Source organism: Caulobacter sp. P1_D6 (assembly GCF_056406095.1).
Genome location: NZ_JBFUAW010000011.1, coordinates 111,107 through 129,597, shown reverse-complemented (window position 1 = coordinate 129,597; position 18,491 = coordinate 111,107). Strand labels below are relative to the sequence as shown.

The following is an 18,491-nucleotide window of genomic DNA, read 5'->3' as shown; positions in this document are numbered from 1 at the left end:
AAACACCGTTGACAGTCAAAGAACGACACTGTTATCGATAACAATCGAGCGTGTCCATGACAGTGGCTTCGGCTCGGCAGCCAACAAGTAGGACGGTCAAGCGTCCTGAGGGGAGGATAAAATGGGTCGTCACAGCCCCGCGCGCGACGGTCGCCGCGCTCTGCAAGTTTCTCACATGGTGCTGGCTATCGCGGCCGGCGCCGGCGCGCTCTCCGCGGGCGCGGCGCACGCACAGTCGGCGCCCGCCGCCGCTCAGGCCGCGCAGACGCCGAAGCCGTCCGAGACGGACGTCAACGCCGTCGACACCATTATCGTCACCGGCGTCATGGCCGGGACGCAAGCCAAGAAGGCGAATGTCTCGTTCTCCATCCTGTCTGAAGACGACATGTCCAAGTTCACGCCGATCAGCGCCGACGACATGCTGCGCGACATGCCCGGCGTCGTCGTCGAGTCCAACGACGGGGTGGCCCGCAACGAGGTCTTCACCCGCGGCATGACCATCGGCACGGGGGCCAACACCTCGGGCTACTTCTGGACCACCATTCTGGAAGACGGCCTGCCGGTGGTGCCGTTCAAGTTCAGCGGCTTCCAGGACGGCTACTTCTATCGCGCCGATATCTCGACCAGCCGCGTGGAGTCGGTTCGCGGCGGTTCGTCGGCGACAGGCGTGACGACGTCGGTGGGCGCCACCTTCAATTACATCACCGGCGCGGTTAAGCCGGGCGGGGTCATTCAGGCCCGTGTCGGCTTCGAGGGCGAAGACCTTCACCTGTCATGGAAGCAGGTCGACGGTTCGTACGGCTGGGTCAACAAGGCGGGCGACGCCGGCATCGGGATCAGCGGCTTCTATCGCCGCTCCAACGGCCAGGTGAACCCGGGCTACGACCTGAACCATGGCGGCCAGTTCAAGGTGAACCTCTACAAGGAATACCAGGGCGGCGGCGGGTCGGGCTCGTTCAACGTGATCCTGAAGCACCTGGACGACACGAACGCCGAACTGACGACCTTCCAGCAGCCGGCCTACGGCTACCAGGATCCCGAGGAGATCCCAGGCTTCGGCCGCGACGTGAACCTGTTCATGAAAGGCGGCCAGCAGACCGTCCCGAACTACTTCAAGTCCGGCAGCCACGAGCTGGATCCGTCCGACGGCTATCGCTACCAGCAGGATGCGATTTCGCTGAACTGGCGCCACGACACGGACGGCCCGTGGGGCTTCACGGGCGCGGTTCGCGTGCAAAAGTCCGACTATCGCGGGCAGTCCTACAAGCCGCAGGGCCTGGCGTCGTTGGCCTCGGCGGCCGCTTCGCGCGAGCGCTATGGTCTCAACATCAACAACCTGGACCGGACCCCGGGCTATTACGAGTTCACCAACGCGGCGGGCCAGATCGTCGCGCGCGTGGCCAACAACGTGGCCGGCTCGCAACTGGGGACCAACTACCGCACCGGCGCGGCCTGCCTGCGGGTCACGGCGACCACCTTCCAGGCCAACAGCCTGTGCATCGTGGCCAACAGCCTGCCCAACCGCGACATCGACATGCGCGGCGGCCTGGTCACCGCCACGATCCCCAACGCCGACGGCACCTTCAACTCCGGCGTCGTGCCGGTCGCCAGCGGCTCGCAGGATCTGGTGCTGCTGACGCGGGCCGAGGACAACGACCGTGGGTCCAAGGACTTCATGGGCAACTTCACCACGACCTATCACGGGGACAATTACAGCCTGAACCTTGGCCTGTACGTCTCGCGGTCTGAGCAGGCCAACGACAACTGGGCCAACGGCCTGGGGGTCTCGGCCTGGGCCGACGGGCAGGTGCAGAACCTGAACGCCCGGTACGTCACCAATACGGGGATGACCTACCAGCTGACCGACGCCGGCGGCTGGGGTTCGTACGGCAGCGGCCTCTTCACCACGGTGTCGCAGCGGGCCAAGATCCTGGAGGTCTCGCCCTATGCCGGCTTCAGCTGGTCACCGGGCAAGTTCGACTTCAACGGCAGCATCAAGTACCAGCACTTCGACGCCAAGACCTATTCGGAGACCTGGGACACGCGCAACGCCGGCGCCGCGTCGCTGGCCAGCGGCGGCCTCGATGGCGATCCGCTGACCGTCTATGACAACGTCTATATGGCCCAGACGGCGGCGAAGATCATCCGCGCCGACAAGGATCTCGGCCTGGTCGATTACAGCGTCGCGATCGGCTACAACTTCAACGACAAGCACAAGATCTATTACCGTTGGACCGACGCCAAGCAGCCCTCGTCGGGGGTCGTCAACCGCTACTCGACGGCGGCGACGCTGGTGCGTCCGCTGGGCCCCACGGCCTTCATCAAGGGCCACGAGGTCGCCTATACGTTCGGCGACCGCAAGTTCAACGGCCAGATCACCTACTTCTACCAGAACTTCGCCGTGAACGATTACCCGACCGCGGTCGACAAGGACAATGTCTCGACCTACCTGCTGCCCGAGAACTTCAACAAGTACTTCACCCGCGGCGTCGAGGGGTGGGCCAAGTGGCGGATCACGCGGAGCCTGGAGTGGTCGCCGTCGGTGACCTATCTGAACGGCAAGACGACCGAGGCCTATAACTGGCTCAACACCGGCGCCAACGGCCAGGGCGCGGATGACGACGTCCTCCGCGTCGACTCGGGCCTTCTGGCGCGGTCGCCCAAATGGACGGTCAGCAACACGTTTTCCTATACGTACAAGGACTTCCGCTTCAACGTCCGCCACCGCTGGATGGATGTGCGCAAGCTCAACACCAACTCGCTGGACCACCGCTTCCTGCCCAAGCAGGACAATGTGGACGTCTCGGTGCAGTACGAGGGTCTGGCCAAGACCAAGATGACCCTCGATGTCCGCAACGTGTTCGATACGCAGTACATCTCGGCCTACGATCCGATGATCAGCAGCAACCTCCCGGCCAACGTCCAGGTCTATGACGTGGTCGATCAGCTGCCGGAGTCGGGCTACCTGCTCAAGCGCAACGCGCCGCGGTCGGTCTGGCTGACGGTCCGGCGGGAGTTCTAGGCCTCCGGCCTCCAACGTCCTGCCGCATGACGAGCGAGGGGGCGGGCGATCGCCCCCTCGCTTCCAACTGAAAGCAGACCTTCGCCCAAAAAGGCCGCCCGCATGACCAGGCAGGGATTGATCGTCTCGACCGCCGTGTTGTTCTTCGCGTCGTCCGCCCAGGCGGCCACGCCGCTGATCGACAAGATCGTGTTTGGCGACGCCGATTCCGAGGCCCGGCATGCGGTCGACGCCAAGGCTTCCGAGCGTGTCATGGGCGGTCTGGGCGCGCCTGCGCGACGTCTGCCGCCCGCGTCTCCAGGCGCCCGCTTCAGCGGGGACCTCACGTTCAAGCTCGCGGTCGATCCGGCGATCCAGAACTATGCTTCCGTCCGCCTCTGGGGCGGCGACGCCAACGACAACAAGCTCACCCTGTTCTGCGACGGCAAGCAGGTCGGCTACCGCCATCTGGGCGACGTCGAGATTCTCGACATCGGAACCCAGGCTCCGCCCTTCGCCGGGCGCTTCACCTACCGCACGTTTCCGCTGCCCCTGACCCTGACCAAGGGGCGCGCGCAGCTGGATTGCGCCATCCGCGCCAGCGGCCCCTACGCGGTCTACACCAACCGGTTCGAAGCCTTCCAGAAGCCGATGGTCCAGCCGTCGCGGCCGATCTACGCGCTGTATGTCCACGCCGATCCCTTCCTGGAGACGAACGAGGCCGCGGGCCGGGCGCCGCCGATCGCGGCGGCGGGGCCTTCGGCGGGGCCCGAGATCCTGGAGAACCTGAAGGCGCGGGTGAACCTGGAGATCGAGCGCGAGCTCGCCCGACCAGGACCGCTGGAGGTGCTGGAGTCGCAGTTCATCGCCCGCGCCTACGGCCTGACTTGGACCCGGGCCTACAGGAACCCGCAAGCCGTGCGGAAGCTCGTCCAGAGCGGCGACGCCTATTTCGCCAAGTTCCTGGCCGATCCCAAGACGGTTTATGTCGACGCCTCGCGCACCAATCCGGACTGGGAGGCGCTGGGTCCGTTCGGCAAGGCGCTAAAGCTGACCGCCGCCGATATCGCGCCCTATCTCGACGCTCCGATCCCGGCGGGGGAGGGCGCGTCGATCAGCCGTCGCGAGGCCTACGCCAGGATGCTGGATTTGGGGCTGACCTACGGCCTGACCCATCGGCGGCTCTACACCAACCAGTCGATGATCGTCGATCTGCAGGGCATCTATTGGAGCAACGAGGGCCTGCGGGCGCTGGGCAGCGACAAGGCCCGGCCCGAGCCTCGGATGCGTGGCCTGCTGTACGAGTCGATGGGCCTGCAGCCCTGGACCGGCAGCCTCGACGACAAGGGCGCGCCGACCTATTCCAGCTCGGCGACCGACACGGGAAGCTTCCGGTCGGCTGACGATTACAGGCTCTTCACCAAGGCCGGGCTGTCCAAGGAGCTGGGCTTCGTCGGCAGCTATGGCGAGATCCTCGACTGGGCGACGGGCATCTATCTGGCGACCGCGCCGGGGCCCGGCGCCGAGGGCGATCCCGTGCTGCGCGCGCAGCTTCTGAAGATGGCTCGGGCGCGGACCTATTTCCGCTATCCGGGCATCGACGCCGAAGGTGCGCGCACCATGCTGCTGGAGGCGCCGATCGGCTGGCGTGACCCGGTCTATCCGGGCGTCACGACCTACGTGCAGAAGTCGGGCTGGGACAACACGCCGTTCCATACGGCCGTGGCCACCAAGGACCCGCAATTGATGGCGGTCGCGCGCCAGATGCTGGACGACGGCCAGTACTTCGCGGTGCTGCGCGATCGGCTCAAGGACAAGGGCCAGCGCACGACGATCGGCCTGCTCGAGGCTTATGACGAGTGGCTGGCCGTGAAGGACTGGCCCAGGTCCGACGTTCGGCTGCCGATGACGCCCGGCCAGCCCGACGTGGTGTTCGCCGATCCGGAGGACGGGGTCGTGGCGGTCAAGAACGGCGACGAGATCCTCTACGCCGAGCTCTATTGGCGCGCCAATTGCGGGGTCAACCGCCTGGCCCGTTTCCACTACCAGACCCCGACCACGGACCGGATCGCCACGATCGCGTCGCGCGTGGACTTCACGCCCAGCGGCAAGCAGTGCGTACGTCCGGCCTCGCCGCACTTCTCGGCCGGCGCGATCCCGCTCGTCGTCTATCCAGACGAAGCCCCGGCCGCCTTGGCGGGCGAGGCCCTCCCCGTGGCCAAGACGCCGCCCGAGGCGCGCTATCGCGACCAGGACAATCCCTATGCCGGCCGCGGCGACTACTACGAGGCCCGCTACGGCCCGTATCTGATCGCCATCAACGCAGACGCCGAAAAGTCGGTGGCGGTGGATCTGCCGAAGGCGGACGGGGAGCGGATCGATCTGGTGTCCAAGCGCCGGATCGCGACGGACGCGAAGGTCCTGACCCTGGCGCCCGGCCAGACGGCCGTGATCTACTCGCCCGGGCGATAGGCTCGACGACGGGAGCGGCGATGAGCAACCCCTACGATCTGCGGCTGGTCGCGCCGTTCAGCCCGACGATCATCAAGGCCACCATGCCGCAAAGCGTGGTCGATCGCCTGAACGCGCGCGTGGACGACATCGTCGCGCGACGGGACGAGGTGGCCGCACGCGACTGGTCCAAGCACCTGGCCGGGGTGGTCACCACGGAGATCCGGCTCACCGACGTGATCGGCGAGATGAGCGACCTGTCCGACTTCCTCTACGACGTGGCCCGCACCTACAGCTACCGCTGCGAAAACGCGCTCATGCATTACGGCGACTATGAGCGGACCGAGGAGCTGGCGGACAAGAAGCTGGAGATCCAGATCAAGGAAGGCTGGGTCAACGACATGGTGGCCGGCGACTACAACCCGGCGCACTTCCATCAGGGGTGTCTGTTCAGCAGCGTCGGCTTCCTGCGCGTTCCGCCGGACTACGAGGCCGAATTCCTGGCCGACAAGGCGCGGCAGAACACCGCTGGGTGCCTGCAGTTCATCGACAGCCGCAGCGCCGTGGGCGTGCGCAACCTGTTCACCGTCAAGCCGGTGGTCGGGGACTTCTACCTGTGGCCCTCCTGGATGCTGCACTGCGTCTATCCGTTCAAGAGTCCCGGGGTGCGCCGGAGCTTCGCGGTCAATCTGTCGCTGGTTTGAGGCGGCGCCGCCGGCGCCTTGCGATCATCGCTGATATCGATATCATGTCACCACGCGCCGGATCGTCGAACCGGCACGGTGCGTACAACGAGAACGACGGGGAGAAGGCGCTTGGTGCGTGGTTTGATGCGGCGGGTTTCCTGCCTGGCCCTGGCGGCATGCTTGATCGGCGGAGCGGCCCAGGCCCAGACGCTGCGTTCGGGGCATCCGTACCTCTCGTTCAGCGACAAGAACGTGGCGCAGTTCAAGTCGCGCGTGGCCGAAGACGCCGACGCCAAGGCTGCCTGGACCCGCGCCCACGCCCAGGCCGACGAGGCCCTGACGCGCAAGCCCGCCAATGATCGCGAGCTCAACGCCGCCCTGATGGATCTGTCCCTGGCCTATCGCATGACCGGCGAGCGGCGCTACGCCGACCGCGCCAAGGGCCTGCTCGACATCTATGCGGCGCGGCCCAACTGGGTGACCGACAAGCCGCTTCTGGCCCGATCGCCCGTCTGGAGCTCCGACCTGGGCATGGGCACCAGCGCCTTTGTCTACGGCCAGACGTTCGATGCGATCCACGACACGCTCAGCCCGGCCGAGCGCCAGCGGCTGGCCCAGGCCCTGGTCAAGGGCGCCATCAAACCAACCTTGAACGACTGGATCGACGGCGCCGAGCGGATCCACAGCCTCGACACCATGGGCCACAACTGGTTCAGCCACATCGTGTTCGGCGCGGGCGTCGCGGCCATCGCCGTCAAGACCGAGGAGCCCCAGGCCGACGCCTGGATCCGGCGCATCGACGAGGCCTCCGAGGAATGGGCCAACTACGACGGCAGCGCGATCGAGACCAAGCCCCAGCACTTCGGATCGAACGGCGCGTTCGTCGAAAGCATCAACTACGCCGACTTCGCCGTCGAAGGTTACCTGAAGTTCCGCCGCGCCTGGCTCGACGCCTTCACCGAAAAGCCCGCGCCGACGCCGCGCCTGGCGGGCGTCGCGGACCTGTTCATCCAGAACCTCTACCCGACCGGCGCGGGGGCGTTGTCGACCAACTTCGGCGACGGCAATCCGACGGCTAGCGGGGCCCACGCCATCGTCAACCTCTGGGCCAGCGGCGACCAGCAGCCGCGCTATCTCTGGTACCTCGACACGGTCAAAGCCAATCCGGGCCAGGACGTCTGGGACGAGCCCGAAAACATGGTGCGGTGGCCCGCCGCCAAGGCGCGGGCGGGCGCGGGGCGCGGGCCGGGGCTGGCGACCAGCTGGATCGACCGCGACCTGGGCTCGGCGACGATGCGCTCGTCCTGGGCTCCGGACGCGACGTTCCTGGCGGTGCGCTCGGGCTTCGCTTGGAACCACAATCACGCCGACGCCGGCAGCTTCATCCTGTGGCACAAGGGCAAGCAGCTGCTGATCGACTCCGGCAACGCCAGCTACGCCCGGCCCGAATACGACGGCTACTACCGTCAGAGCGTCGCCCACAACGTCGTGACGCTGGACGGCAAGGCCGAGCCCGCCAGCAACACCTATGACGGCTCGCACTTCCCCGGGCGGGTCGATCATCTCGTCGACGCCGGGGACCTGCGCTTCGTCTGGGCCGACGCCACGGGCCCCAACGCCAGCACGTTCGAGCGCAAGTACCGCAGCTTCCTTTGGGTCGGCGACACGATCCTGGTCATCGACGACCTCAAGGGCTGGCAGCCGGGCCAGTTCGAATGGCTGCTGCACTACGAGGGCGAGGCCAAGCGCCAGGGCCAGGTCATCACCGTCAAGAACGGCGAGGCCGAGGTCGCGGTGCGTCCGCTGTTCCCCGAGACCCTGCCCGACGCGGGCCTGCCCACCGACTATCCCGAGCTGCTGCGCCTGGCCGAGGGCAAGGGCTTGAAGGATCACGCCCCTGACGAGGCCCAGCCCTACCTGCGTCTGCAGGCGCCGGGCGTGACGGACCGCACCAAGTTCGTGGTCGCCCTGACGCCGAACGGCGGCGCCGCGCCCCGGATCGAGCGGGTCGAGACCAAGGACTACCTGCTGGTCAGGATCCGCCAGAAGGGCGAGGTGACCGAGGTCTATTTCAACCTCCTGGCCGACGGTCGCATCCGGCACCGCAACGCCAACGCCAGTCTCGGCGGCTGGGAGACCGACGCCTACATCCTGGCCCTGACCTATCCCGAGGGCGGCGACGCGGGAAAACCCAAGCGATGGTTCGTCGCCGACGGCAGCTATCTGCGGCGCGACGGCCGGGTCGAGCTGGATTCCCTGTCCAAGGCCTTCGTCGTCAAGACGACGGGCGTGGGGGGCGTCCATGCCAACATCGAGGGCCAGCCGACCTATGCGATCCGTCTGGCCTGCGACGGCGCGCGATCGATCACGGTGGACGGGGCGGCCAAGGCCTGCGAGCGCGGCGTCGCGCTGGCGCGCCGATCGACCGCGCCGCGTTGAGCCGCCCCGGGGTTGGCGCAACGACCTTGCCAATCCCTTTCCAGACTGAGAAGTTATCGATAACCGACGAGGGGGTTTCGAATCGGTTGGCGGTCTCGCGCCGCCGATCCTTCGACGCGCGGGACAGCCAAATCGTGACGACAGCGCGATGCGGCCGGACCTTGCCGCGAGCTGTCGTCCACAACGCTCAGGGAGCCGGGCTTGGCGAAGGGCAAAGACACCATCGAACCGCCCCAGCCGCCGGATACGGGACGGGCGGTGACCATTCACGACGTGGCGCGCTACGCCGGCGTCGCATCGATGACCGTTTCCCGCGTCGTCAACGGCAACAGCTATGTCAGCGACGCCATGCGCGAGCGCGTGCAGGCGGCGATCAAGGCCCTGAACTATTCGCCCAACCTTTCGGCCCGCAACACCCGCGCCGGCAGCGCCGGGCCGCGCATCGGCGTGCTCTACAGCAACCCCAGCGCCTCGTATCTCAGCGAGGTGATGCTGGGCGGCATCGAGCAGAGCTCCAAGCTTGGCACCCAGCTGGTGCTGGAACGCTCGACCGGCCTGGCCAGCCAGAAGGCGGCCGTTCGGCGGCTGCTGGACCAGGGGGTGGACGGCGTCATCCTGCCGCCGCCGCTGTGCGACTCCCGCCCGACCATCAACATGCTGCACGCCGCCGGGGTGAAGGTCCTGGCCCTGGCCACGGCCCGCCCCATGCATGACGTCTCGTCGGTGCGCATCGACGACTACCAGGGCGCCCTGGCCATGACCCGCCACCTGATCGAGCTGGGGCATTCCAAGATCGGCTTCATCAAGGGCGATCCGCAGCACACCCCGACCCAGCTTCGCTACGAGGGCTTCGTCGACGCCATGACGGCCGCGTCGCTGCCCATCGATCCGGACTGGGTGGTGCAGGGCCAGTTCACCTATCGCTCGGGCCTGGCCGCGGCCGAACTGCTGCTGAGCCCGCAAGAGCGGCCGACCGCCATCTTCGCCAGCAACGACGATATGGCCGCCGCCGCCCTGGCGGTGGCCCACGGGCTGCAGATCGCCGTGCCCGAGGCGCTGACCGTGGTCGGCTTCGACGACACGCCGATCGCCAGCACCGTCTGGCCCGAGCTGACGACCATCCACCAGCCGATCAGCGCCATGGGCCGGGCCGCGGTGTCCCTGATCGTCGACGAGATCAAGGCCGAGCGGGCCGGGGGGACGCCGCCGCCGACCCACCATCTGATGAAGTTCACCCTCGTCAAGCGAGGCTCGTCGGGCCCGGCGCCGACCAAGGCCGCCCCGCGCCGCCGACCCGCGCGGACGCCCTAGGCGCTCGCCCGCAAGGCGGCGGAGGCGTCGGAAACATCGTTCCAGAGACGGGCGGCGCCGCGTACGCCCGAAGCGTCGCCCCAACGGGCCGGCGCGATCCTGGCCGACCAGCGGTCCGAGAACACCCGGGGGGCGATCAGGCCCGGCAGGCGTTCATAGATCTCGTCGACATTGGACAGGCCGCCGCCCAGCACCAGCACGTCGGGATCGACGATATTGGCCAGGACGGCGATGGCGCGGCCCAGCCGGTCGAGATAGCGGTCGAAGGCCTGGACGGCGGCCGGCTCGCCCTGGCGGAAGCGGGCGATGATCGCCTCGCCCGTGGCCTGAACGCCGGTGGCGGCGGCGAAGTCCTGCTGCAGGCCGGTCCCCGAGACCCACATCTCCAGGCAGCCGCGCTGACCGCACCAGCATTGCGGGCCGGGGTTCTCCTCCGGCGCCGGCCAGGGCAGGGGGATGTGGCCCCACTCGCCGGCGATGCCGTTGGGGCCTTCGACCAGGCGGCCGTCGACGGCCAGGCCGCCGCCGCAGCCGGTGCCCAGGATGATGGCGAAGGCGACGCGCGCGCCGGCCGCCGCCCCGTCGACGGCCTCGGACAGCGCCAGGCAGTTGGCGTCGTTGGCCAGGCGAACCTCGCGGCCCAGGGCGGCGGTCAGGTCCTCGCGGAAGGTGCGGCCGTTCAGATAGACCGAGTTGGAATTGCGCATCACGCCCGTGCTCGGCGAGATCGAGCCGGGCGAGCCGACGCCGATCGTGCCGCGCCCGCCGGCCTGCTGTTCGACCTGGGCGACCAGATCGCGGACCGTCTCGATCGCCGCGTCATAGGCGCCGGGATTGGGCGCGCGCACGCGGGCCAGATAGTTGCCTTGTGCGTCCAGGGCGGCGGCCTCGACCTTGGTGCCGCCAAAATCAATACCGACCTGAATCACCAGTAGGGCTCCCACGGGCGGGTCAGCCGCACCAAAGCTTCGAGGAAGAAGTAGTCGCCCCAGATGCAGGCCTCATCGACGCCGACGCGATTGGGCATGTGGTAGACCGCATGGGCCAGCACGCCCGTGCCCGCCGCGCCCGGCGGCAGCATGTAGCGCGCGCCAAGAGCCTCGACGGTGGCTAGAGCGGCGCCCTCATAGGCGGCGCGATCGGGATCGGTCAGGGGCAGCCCCCGGGCCAGCTCCAGCAGGCCGCAGGCGGCGATGGCGGCGGCCGAGCTGTCGCGCTCGTGCGGCGGTCCGGTGAACACCAGGTCCCAGCAGCAGATCCAATCGGGCGGCAGGCGGTTCAGATAGTAGTTGGCCAGGCGGGCGCTGAGGTCGAGCAGCGACGGGTCGGCCTTGTAGCGATGGACCAGCGGAAATCCGCTGATCCCCCAGGCCTGGCCGCGCGCCCAGCACGAGCTGTCGCTGAAGCCCTGGTGGGTCTTGCCCATTCTCGGCGCGCCGGTCACCGGGTCCATGAAGAAGGTGTGGAAGGTCGAGCTGTCGGGTCGGACGATGTAGCGGGCGGCCTGGCTGATATGGCTGTCGGCCGCGTCGGCGAAACTACGATCGCCGGTCACCTGGCTGGCCCAGTAGAGCAGGGGCAGGTTGAGGTTGCAGTCGATGATCATCCGCCCCGCCTGGTCGGGATCGCTCAGATCGCCCCAGGCCTGGATGATGCCGGCTTGCGGCAGGTAGCGCGCCAGCAGCAGGCGGGCCGCCTCGAGCGCGGCGTCGCGCGCATCCAGATCGCCGGTCAGCTTGTAGGCCGCCACGCAGGACAGCGAATAGAGAAAGCCCAGGTCGTGGTGATCGACGTTGATCCTGCGCTCGACGCGGTCCTTGAAGCTTCGCACCTGCCGCTCGGCGGCCTGCCGATAGCGCGCCTCGCCGCTGACCTCGTAGGCCAGCCACAGCATTCCGGTCCAGAAGCCATTGGTCCATTCGACGTTGTCGATGGCGGGATAGACCCCGTCGACGCTCGACGGGGCGGGGAAGGCGTCGGTGAACACCGCCAGGTTGGCGTCGATGCGCGCGAGCACGGCCGCCAGTATGGCGTCCAGGGTCGCGCGGTCGGCGTTGCGGCCTTGCAGGGCGTTGCGCCGGGCTAGCGGCTCGCGGGCCGCTAGCCCGGCGGTCGAAATGGAGGAAGCTTGGGACATGAACTAGTCGACCTTGGCTAGATCGGCGTCGGGGAGGGCGGTCTTGAGCGCCCGGTCGGCGTTGCGGGGCTGGCCGGGCGTCGGCGACAGGGTGAACAGCGAGGCGGCCCAGAACAGCGCGGCGCCCACGGCAATCAGCAGGTAGGTGTGGGGGAAGCCGATCAGATCGTAGGACTTGCCCACGATCGGCGACAGCACGGCCAGGCCCAGGGAGTGTCCGAAGCTGACGCCGACCAGGTAGAGCGTCGAGGCCAGCCGGGTTTCGAAGTGGGCGGCGATGTAGCGGAAGATCGAGACGGCCAGGATGGGCAGCTCCAGCGAGTGCAGCATCTTCATCGCCGAGATCGCCACCGGCCCTTCGACCAGGCCCGAACCGGCGATGCGGAAGATCATGATCGCGGCCGCCAGCAGCAGGCCGTTCTTGGCGCCCGTGCGGTTGACGATGAACGGGGCCACGAACAGCATCCCGGCCTCGACGAAGATCTGGGCCGAGTTCAGATAGCCGAACATCGCCGCGCCGTGCTTGGGGTCGGCGAACTGCGAAGCGTAGTAGGCGGGGAACTGCTGGTCGAAGACCAGGTAGAGGTTCGTCACGCCCAGGATCAGGACCATGAAGCCCCAGAACTTGGGGAGCTTCAGGATCGCCAGGGCGTCCAGCGGCTTGAGGCTTTCCGAGCGGGTCTGCTCCTCGACGCTGGCCTCGACCCGGGTCATGGCCAGGATCGGCAGCAGCAGCAGGCCCGCCAGCGAGGCCAGCGAGAAGTTGATCAGCGGATCGATGTTGTAGAGCCGGCCCGAGAAGAACGCGGCGAAGGCGAAGCCCAGCGAGCCCCAGAGCCGCGCGCGGCTGTACTCGAACCCGTCCTTGCGGCCGACGCGGTCGACGTAGGATTCCAGGGCGTAGCTGCCGGCGATGAAGGTGACGCCCAGATAGAGCCCGCCCAGGGCCGCGCCCGCCAGAAGGTTGATCTTGAGCAACGGACCGTAGACGAAGGCGAAGAAGACGCCCGACAGCGTCACCATGCCGGCGATGACCCACAGGATGGTCTTCTTGAAGCCGACCTTGTCCGACAGGAAGCCGTAGATCGGCTGGGAGGCCATGGCGAAGATGAAATTGGCCGAGAACACCACGCCGGTCTGGACGCCGCTCAGGCCCAGAGTGCGCTTGAGCCACAGGGCCAGCAGGGAGATGCTCATCGCCTGGGCGAAAAAGTAGAGAAAGAGGAAGGCGCTCAGCAGCGCGTAGTTCTTCTTTTTCATGGCTTAAGCGACTCCTCCCCCCGATTGACGCCAGCCGGCGGCGCGGCTCTGCAGCCGCTCGGGTGAATCTGTGATAATCGAAACAGATATCGATACCAACCGAAATTCGCGATCCACGCTCACGCGGGAAAAGGCTTGCACGCCAACAATGATATCGATATCACTTTTGACGGGCCTGCATGGCTCCTTCCTGCGAATTCTCGGATCAATTCCTCCCTATTCCGAGGCGGGGCGCCAGGCACGGCCGGCGCCCCGATCTTTTCCGAACCGGCGGATCAGGCCCCGTTGAACGCGCTTGGAGGAGGCCGACACAACGATATCAAGATGACGGCGCTTCAGCCGTCCCAGGGAGCGAAGCATGCGCGAACACAGTGTTTCCCGGTCGACGGCCAAGGTGCTCGCCGCTTCCCTGTTCCTGGGCCTGTCGAGCGTCGCCGCCGCTCAGAGCGTGGCCGTCCAGGCTGATCCCGACCTGCAGATCTTCGCCACGCCGCCGGCCAAGCTGGTCTACGCCCTGCACAATGACGACTTCACCGTGCGGGTGAGACGTCCGGGCGGCCCCTGGCGCGATCTCTATGAGTACAATGTCAAGCTCGATCAGGACCGCCCGCGCGACGCCGCGGTCGTCCAGTTCGATTTCCGCGGCGCCGTCGAGGTGGCCGTCCAGAAGAACAACGGCGACTTCAGCCGGGTCGAGGTCCGCCCCAAGCAGAACGCGATCAAGACCACGGTGAAGGGCGGCGTCGTCTACTTCACTCTCGACAAGCCTCAGAACCTTTCGGTGGAGTTCGACGGCGACACCCTGAGCAACCTGCATATCCTGGCCGGAGAGCCCATCGCGCCGCCGGCTCCGGGCCCCGACGTCGTGGTCTATGGCCCCGGCCTGCACGTTCCGCCCGAGGGCGCGAAGTTCTTCCCGACCGCCTCGAACCAGACGATCTACATCGCCGGCGGGGCGGTGATGCAGGGCACGTTCGCGCCCACCAAGGTCGAGAATCTCAAGATCATCGGCCACGGGATCATCAACGAGCAGGCCGATCAGTTGGTCGTGCACGATTCCACGAACGTCACGGTTCAGGGCCTGCTTTTCCTCAATTCCGCGCACGGCACGATCGCGTGCAGCTCCTCCAGCCATGTGCGGTTCAGCGACATCAAGACGTTCAGCAAGGGGGCGTGGTCGGACGGGATCAACATCTTCGCCTGCCAGGACGTCGACATCGATCGCGCATTCATCCGCACCTCGGACGACAGCGTCGCTGTCTATGCCACGCGCAAGAACGGCGTCGGCGATACGCGCCGCATCCGGGTCAGCCATTCGATCTTCTGGCCTGACGTCGCGCACGCCATGTTCGTGGGCCTGCACGGCGACAGCGCCAAGCCCAACACCCTCGAGGACATCGTCTTCGACGACATCGACGTCCTGTCCCTCGACGAGGACGATCCCGAATATCAGGGCGCGATGGCCATCAGCGCCGGCGACACCAACACCGTGCGCAATGTCACCTTCAGCAACATCCGGGTCGATCACGTCGAAGAGGGCAAGCTGATCAATCTGCGCGTGGTCTATAACGCCAAGTACGGCACGAGCCCGGGTCTGCTGATCGACGGCGTCCACTTCAAGAACGTCAGCTATTCGGGATCGGGCTGGGCCGCGCCCTCGATCATCGCCGGTTACGCCGCGGATCGGCCCGTGCGCAACGTGACCTTCGACAACGTCACGATCGCGGGCCGCAAGCTGACGGGGCCAAAGCCCGAAGTTCTTGAGATCGGGCCCCATGTGAGCGGGTTGTCGTTCAAATAGACCGGCCGGATGAAGCCAGGGCGGCGCGAGCGGCGCCCGCGAATCCCGGTTCGTCGCCGAAGGCCGCGCCGCTCTACCTGCAGTTGGCCGACCTGCTGGAGGCGGGCGTCCTCGACGCGCCGGAGCGCGGCGAGCGTCGATTGCGCCTCCCGCCCGAGCGGCAGCTCGCCGCGATGTTCGGCGTGTCTCGCATCACCGTCCGGGCGGCCCTGGACGCCCTGGCGCTTCGGTTGCCGCTGCGCAGGCGCGTCGGCGCGGGCGTCTTTGTCGAGCCTTCGGCCGTGGCCGTCGCACCTTGGTCGATGGTGCGCTTGGCGCCCCTGGCCATTGCTCGTCCCTCACGCCCGCCGGGCGGCCAAGCCGCCGAGGCATAGCGCGCGTTCAGCCGGTGACGAGCTCCAGGGCCAGCCGCGCCGCCAGATCGCGGTCGCGAGCCTCGATGGCGTCGACCAGGCGTTCTCTGCGGGCGTGATCCTCGCCCCTCGCGTCCAGGCCGGCGGCGTCCTGGAGCACGCCCGACAGCGACGCCATCAGATCGTTGCCCGACGCGCGGACCAGAAGCCGCTGAAAGTCCGCGGCGGCCTTGCGTTGCAGCCGGCGCGATCCGCCGACGCTTTGCGCCAGCTCCAGGCAACGGCGCATTTCGGCGATCTGGGCCGAATCCGCGCGCGAGGCCGCCAGTCCCGCCGCGGTCGGCGCCACGAGCTGCAGGAGTTCGATCAGCTGGCGCTGGAAGTGCGGTTCGGGACCGTCATCGGCTTTCCAGGCCAGGACGGACGGATCCAGGAGGTTCCAGCAACTGGGGTCCTGAACCCACGTCCCGACCCGCGCGCGGGACGAGACCAATCCCTTGGCCGCCAGGGTCTTGAGCACCTCACGCAAGACGGTCCGGGACACCCCGAAGCGTTCGAGAAGCGTGGCTTCCGAGGGCAGGGCCTGGCCGGGCGCATGGACTCCGGAAAGGATCTCGCCGCCCAGGGCCCGGGCGATGTCGTCCTGGGTGACCGATCCTCGGCGCGCCCAGGCGCGGGCGGGGCCAACGCGCGGACTCGTCGGGGCGACGGCGTGCTGGATGTCCATGGCTGTCCTCGCGTCCTGTCTCGCCCTTCGAGGCGGGGCGGTTTCGAGGTCATTCTAGGGCTGTTATGTTATCGATATCAACAGTGTTGACCCCGAGCCGTCGACGGGGAGCCGGCGTCGGGGCGGGCGGCCCGGCGATTTAGCCTAGTCGGCGACGGGCAAATCTTGGCTAGAATGGTTCCCGACAACCGCGCGTGCGAACGCGGTTCATGGGAGACCCTCTTGAGCGGACAACGACGACCCAGCGTGACCCTTCACGACGTGGCCAAGCACGCTGGCGTGTCCTCGATGACGGTCTCGCGCGTGATCAACGACTATGCGTTCATCAGCGAGACCGCGCGCGCCAAGGTGCGCAAATCGATCGCCGAACTGGGCTATCGACCCAATGCGGTGGCGCGCGCCACGCGGACGGGCGTGGTCCAGGTCGGGGTGCTGTATTCCAATCCCAATTCGTCGAACCTCAGCGCCTATCTGATGGGGGCCTTTCGCAAGGCCGGCGAGATCGGCTGCCAGCTGCTGATCGAGCCCACGGCCGCGCATCCGTCCTCGGCCAGGGCGGTGGCCAAGCTGATCGACGCGGGCGTCGGCGCCGTCGTGCTGCCCCCGCCGCTCTGCGACGACGCCAAGATCCTCAAGCTGCTGGCCGCGGCCGGCGTCGAGCCCGTCAGCTTCGCCTCCGCCAAGCCGCTGCCGGGCGTCGCCTCGGTCGCGATCGACGATTTCGAGGGGGCGGCGATGATGACCCGCCATCTGATCGAACTGGGCCATGTCGACATCGCCTTCGTGCGGGGCGATCCGCTGCACTCGACCTCCCTGCGGCGCGAGGAGGGCTTTCGGGCCACGATGGCGCAGGCGGGCCTGGCCGTGCCGGACGCCTATGTCGTCGACGGCGAGTTCACCTATCGCTCGGGCCTGGCGGCCGCCAGCCAGGTGCTGGGCCTGCGTCGGCGTCCGTCGGCGATCTTCGCCAGCAACGACGACATGGCCGCCGCCGTCAGCGCCGTCGCTCACGGCATGGGCATCGCCGTCCCGACCGAGCTGAGCATCGCCGGCTTCGACGACACGCCGGTCGCCTCCACGATCTGGCCCCAGCTGACCACCATCCACCAGCCGATCGCCGACATGGCCGCCACCGCCGTGGAACTGGCCGCCGGCCTGGCGCGGCGCGACGCCGATGACGATCAGACCCGCAAGCACGTCCTGGCCGAGCTGACCCTGGTCGTCCGGCAATCGACCGCGGCGCCGGCCGGCTGACGCCCGTCGTCTCGGACGAGATTGGCGTCGTCGCTATAGGTCGTCATGTTGTGATAACGATAACAATCGTGCATGGCTCTGTCCAACGACGATCGAGTCGCCAGTGGCGACCGGACCAGGGACTGGGAAACGATGCGCTGCCGGACACCGTCGACGATCCATGAACTGAGCGAAGGCTCGCAGAATGTCTTCGAGGGCGTCTGGCCCGATCGGGTCCTGACCCAGGTGAACCGCGCCGAGTTGCACAGCTACGCGATCGAGCGTCCGCGCGGCCAGGTCCTGGTCTGCGCCGGGGGCGGGTACGTCAAGCTGATGCACGACCGCGAAGGCGTGGAGGTCGCCCTCTGGTTCAACGACCTGGGCTATGACGCCCATGTGCTGGTTCACCGTCTGCCGGGCGCGCCCGATGCGGCGGGGTCCTGGCCCAAGGACGTGGCGCTGATCGACGCGCTGGCGGCCGTCGAGGTCATCGGCCGGGACAAGGCGTTGGTCCTGGCGGGGCTGTCGTCCGGCGGCCATCTGGCCGGGGCGGTGGCCTGTCAGCCTCAGGTCCAGGCCGCCGGACTGATCGCGGCGTTCGCACCCCTCAACGCCAACCACACCGCCTACAAGGCGCCGCCGGGCAAGCCCGACTACGCGCCGCCCCAGAAGCAGGCCTTCTACGACGACTGGCCGATCGGCCTGGCCGAGCGGCCGCACGGCGTGCCCGCGTGTCCGGTCTTCCTGGCCTACGCGCTGCACGACAGCCCCGTGCCGATCGAGCATGCGCTGAACTTCGTCCGCACAGCCCGCGATCTGGGCCTGGATCTGGACGCCCATGTCTTCGGCGCGGCGCCGCACGGGTTCGCGTTGCGGGATCGCGAGGGGACCCATTCGGCCTGGCCGCACCTAGCGGCGGGCTGGCTCGAGACCAAGATCGCCCCCGCCGCCTAGGGCGTCGCTGGGGCGCGGCGGGTTCCGATTGACGGTTCGGAATTCGCGATGATATCGATATCAACAGCCCGGCGCATGACGCCGGGCGACAAGGGTCACGGCCGAGCGCCGAAGGCCAGCAAGGTCTGGGAGGCGTCG

13 protein-coding genes are annotated in these 18,491 nt (G+C 67.7%); 9 read left to right on the top strand and 4 right to left on the bottom strand.

All coding sequences use genetic code 11. From position 1 onward, the window contains the following. Nucleotides 1-175 precede the first annotated feature (175 nt). The 5 genes from AC1DYP_RS08140 to AC1DYP_RS08120 all read left to right on the top strand — a co-directional run bounded on the left by AC1DYP_RS08140 (nt 176) and on the right by AC1DYP_RS08120 (nt 9,888). A complete protein-coding gene (locus tag AC1DYP_RS08140) occupies nt 176-3,022 on the top strand; it encodes a TonB-dependent receptor plug domain-containing protein (protein WP_477045913.1) in 2,847 nt (948 codons plus the stop codon). A gap of 102 nt (nt 3,023-3,124) precedes the next feature. Further along, a complete protein-coding gene (locus tag AC1DYP_RS08135) occupies nt 3,125-5,473 on the top strand; it encodes a hypothetical protein (RefSeq protein WP_477045912.1) in 2,349 nt (782 codons plus the stop codon). Between the two features lie 20 nt (nt 5,474-5,493). Continuing rightward, nucleotides 5,494-6,156 (top strand): putative 2OG-Fe(II) oxygenase, encoded by a 663-nt coding sequence (locus AC1DYP_RS08130; RefSeq protein WP_477045911.1) that lies wholly within the window; start codon nt 5,494-5,496, stop codon nt 6,154-6,156. 114 nt (nt 6,157-6,270) lie between these two features. Next, complete coding sequence (locus tag AC1DYP_RS08125; protein ID WP_477045990.1) at nt 6,271-8,577, top strand: heparinase II/III domain-containing protein; 2,307 nt, start codon at nt 6,271-6,273, stop codon at nt 8,575-8,577. 201 nt (nt 8,578-8,778) lie between these two features. Next, nucleotides 8,779-9,888 (top strand): LacI family DNA-binding transcriptional regulator, encoded by a 1,110-nt coding sequence (locus tag AC1DYP_RS08120; protein WP_477045910.1) that lies wholly within the window; start codon nt 8,779-8,781, stop codon nt 9,886-9,888. On the opposite strand, the gene AC1DYP_RS08115 is transcribed toward AC1DYP_RS08120, so the two are convergent. Genes AC1DYP_RS08115 through AC1DYP_RS08105 form a run of 3 tightly spaced genes read right to left on the bottom strand, consistent with a single transcriptional unit; the run spans nt 9,885 to nt 13,285 of the window. Beyond that, entirely contained in the window at nt 9,885-10,817 is a 933-nt protein-coding gene (locus AC1DYP_RS08115; protein WP_477045909.1) for an ROK family protein, read from the bottom strand. The two genes, AC1DYP_RS08120 and AC1DYP_RS08115, sit on opposite strands and share 4 nt — an antisense overlap. Beyond that, the gene (locus AC1DYP_RS08110; RefSeq protein ID WP_477045908.1) at nt 10,814-12,025 is read right to left on the bottom strand and encodes a glycoside hydrolase family 88 protein; all 1,212 of its coding nucleotides are present in this window, start codon (nt 12,023-12,025) and stop codon (nt 10,814-10,816) included. The genes AC1DYP_RS08115 and AC1DYP_RS08110 overlap by 4 nt, the downstream gene beginning before the upstream one ends. Before the next feature lie 3 nt (nt 12,026-12,028). Continuing rightward, nucleotides 12,029-13,285 (bottom strand): oligosaccharide MFS transporter, encoded by a 1,257-nt coding sequence (locus AC1DYP_RS08105; RefSeq protein WP_477045907.1) that lies wholly within the window; start codon nt 13,283-13,285, stop codon nt 12,029-12,031. A gap of 358 nt (nt 13,286-13,643) precedes the next feature. Between AC1DYP_RS08105 and AC1DYP_RS08100 the strand changes: the two genes are divergently transcribed. Together AC1DYP_RS08100 and AC1DYP_RS08095 are read left to right on the top strand one after the other, a co-directional pair. Continuing rightward, nucleotides 13,644-15,086, top strand: a complete 1,443-nt coding sequence (locus AC1DYP_RS08100) for a glycosyl hydrolase family 28 protein (protein WP_477045906.1) — start codon at nt 13,644-13,646, stop codon at nt 15,084-15,086. Nucleotides 15,087-15,169: 83 nt separating this feature from the next. Continuing rightward, entirely contained in the window at nt 15,170-15,460 is a 291-nt protein-coding gene (locus AC1DYP_RS08095) for a GntR family transcriptional regulator (RefSeq protein ID WP_477045905.1), read from the top strand. Between the two features lie 7 nt (nt 15,461-15,467). Here the strand turns inward: AC1DYP_RS08095 and AC1DYP_RS08090 are convergent, their stop codons facing one another. Then, nucleotides 15,468-16,166 carry a FadR/GntR family transcriptional regulator gene (locus AC1DYP_RS08090; protein ID WP_477045904.1) on the bottom strand — a complete coding sequence of 233 codons (699 nt, stop codon included), beginning with the start codon at nt 16,164-16,166 and terminating at the stop codon, nt 15,468-15,470. A 246-nt stretch (nt 16,167-16,412) separates the two neighbouring features. Between AC1DYP_RS08090 and AC1DYP_RS08085 the strand changes: the two genes are divergently transcribed. Further along, entirely contained in the window at nt 16,413-17,420 is a 1,008-nt protein-coding gene (locus AC1DYP_RS08085; RefSeq protein ID WP_477045903.1) for a LacI family DNA-binding transcriptional regulator, read from the top strand. A 72-nt stretch (nt 17,421-17,492) separates the two neighbouring features. Further along, nucleotides 17,493-18,353, top strand: coding sequence for an alpha/beta hydrolase (locus AC1DYP_RS08080; protein WP_477045902.1), 861 nt, complete (start codon nt 17,493-17,495; stop codon nt 18,351-18,353). Nucleotides 18,354-18,491: the final 138 nt, after the last annotated feature.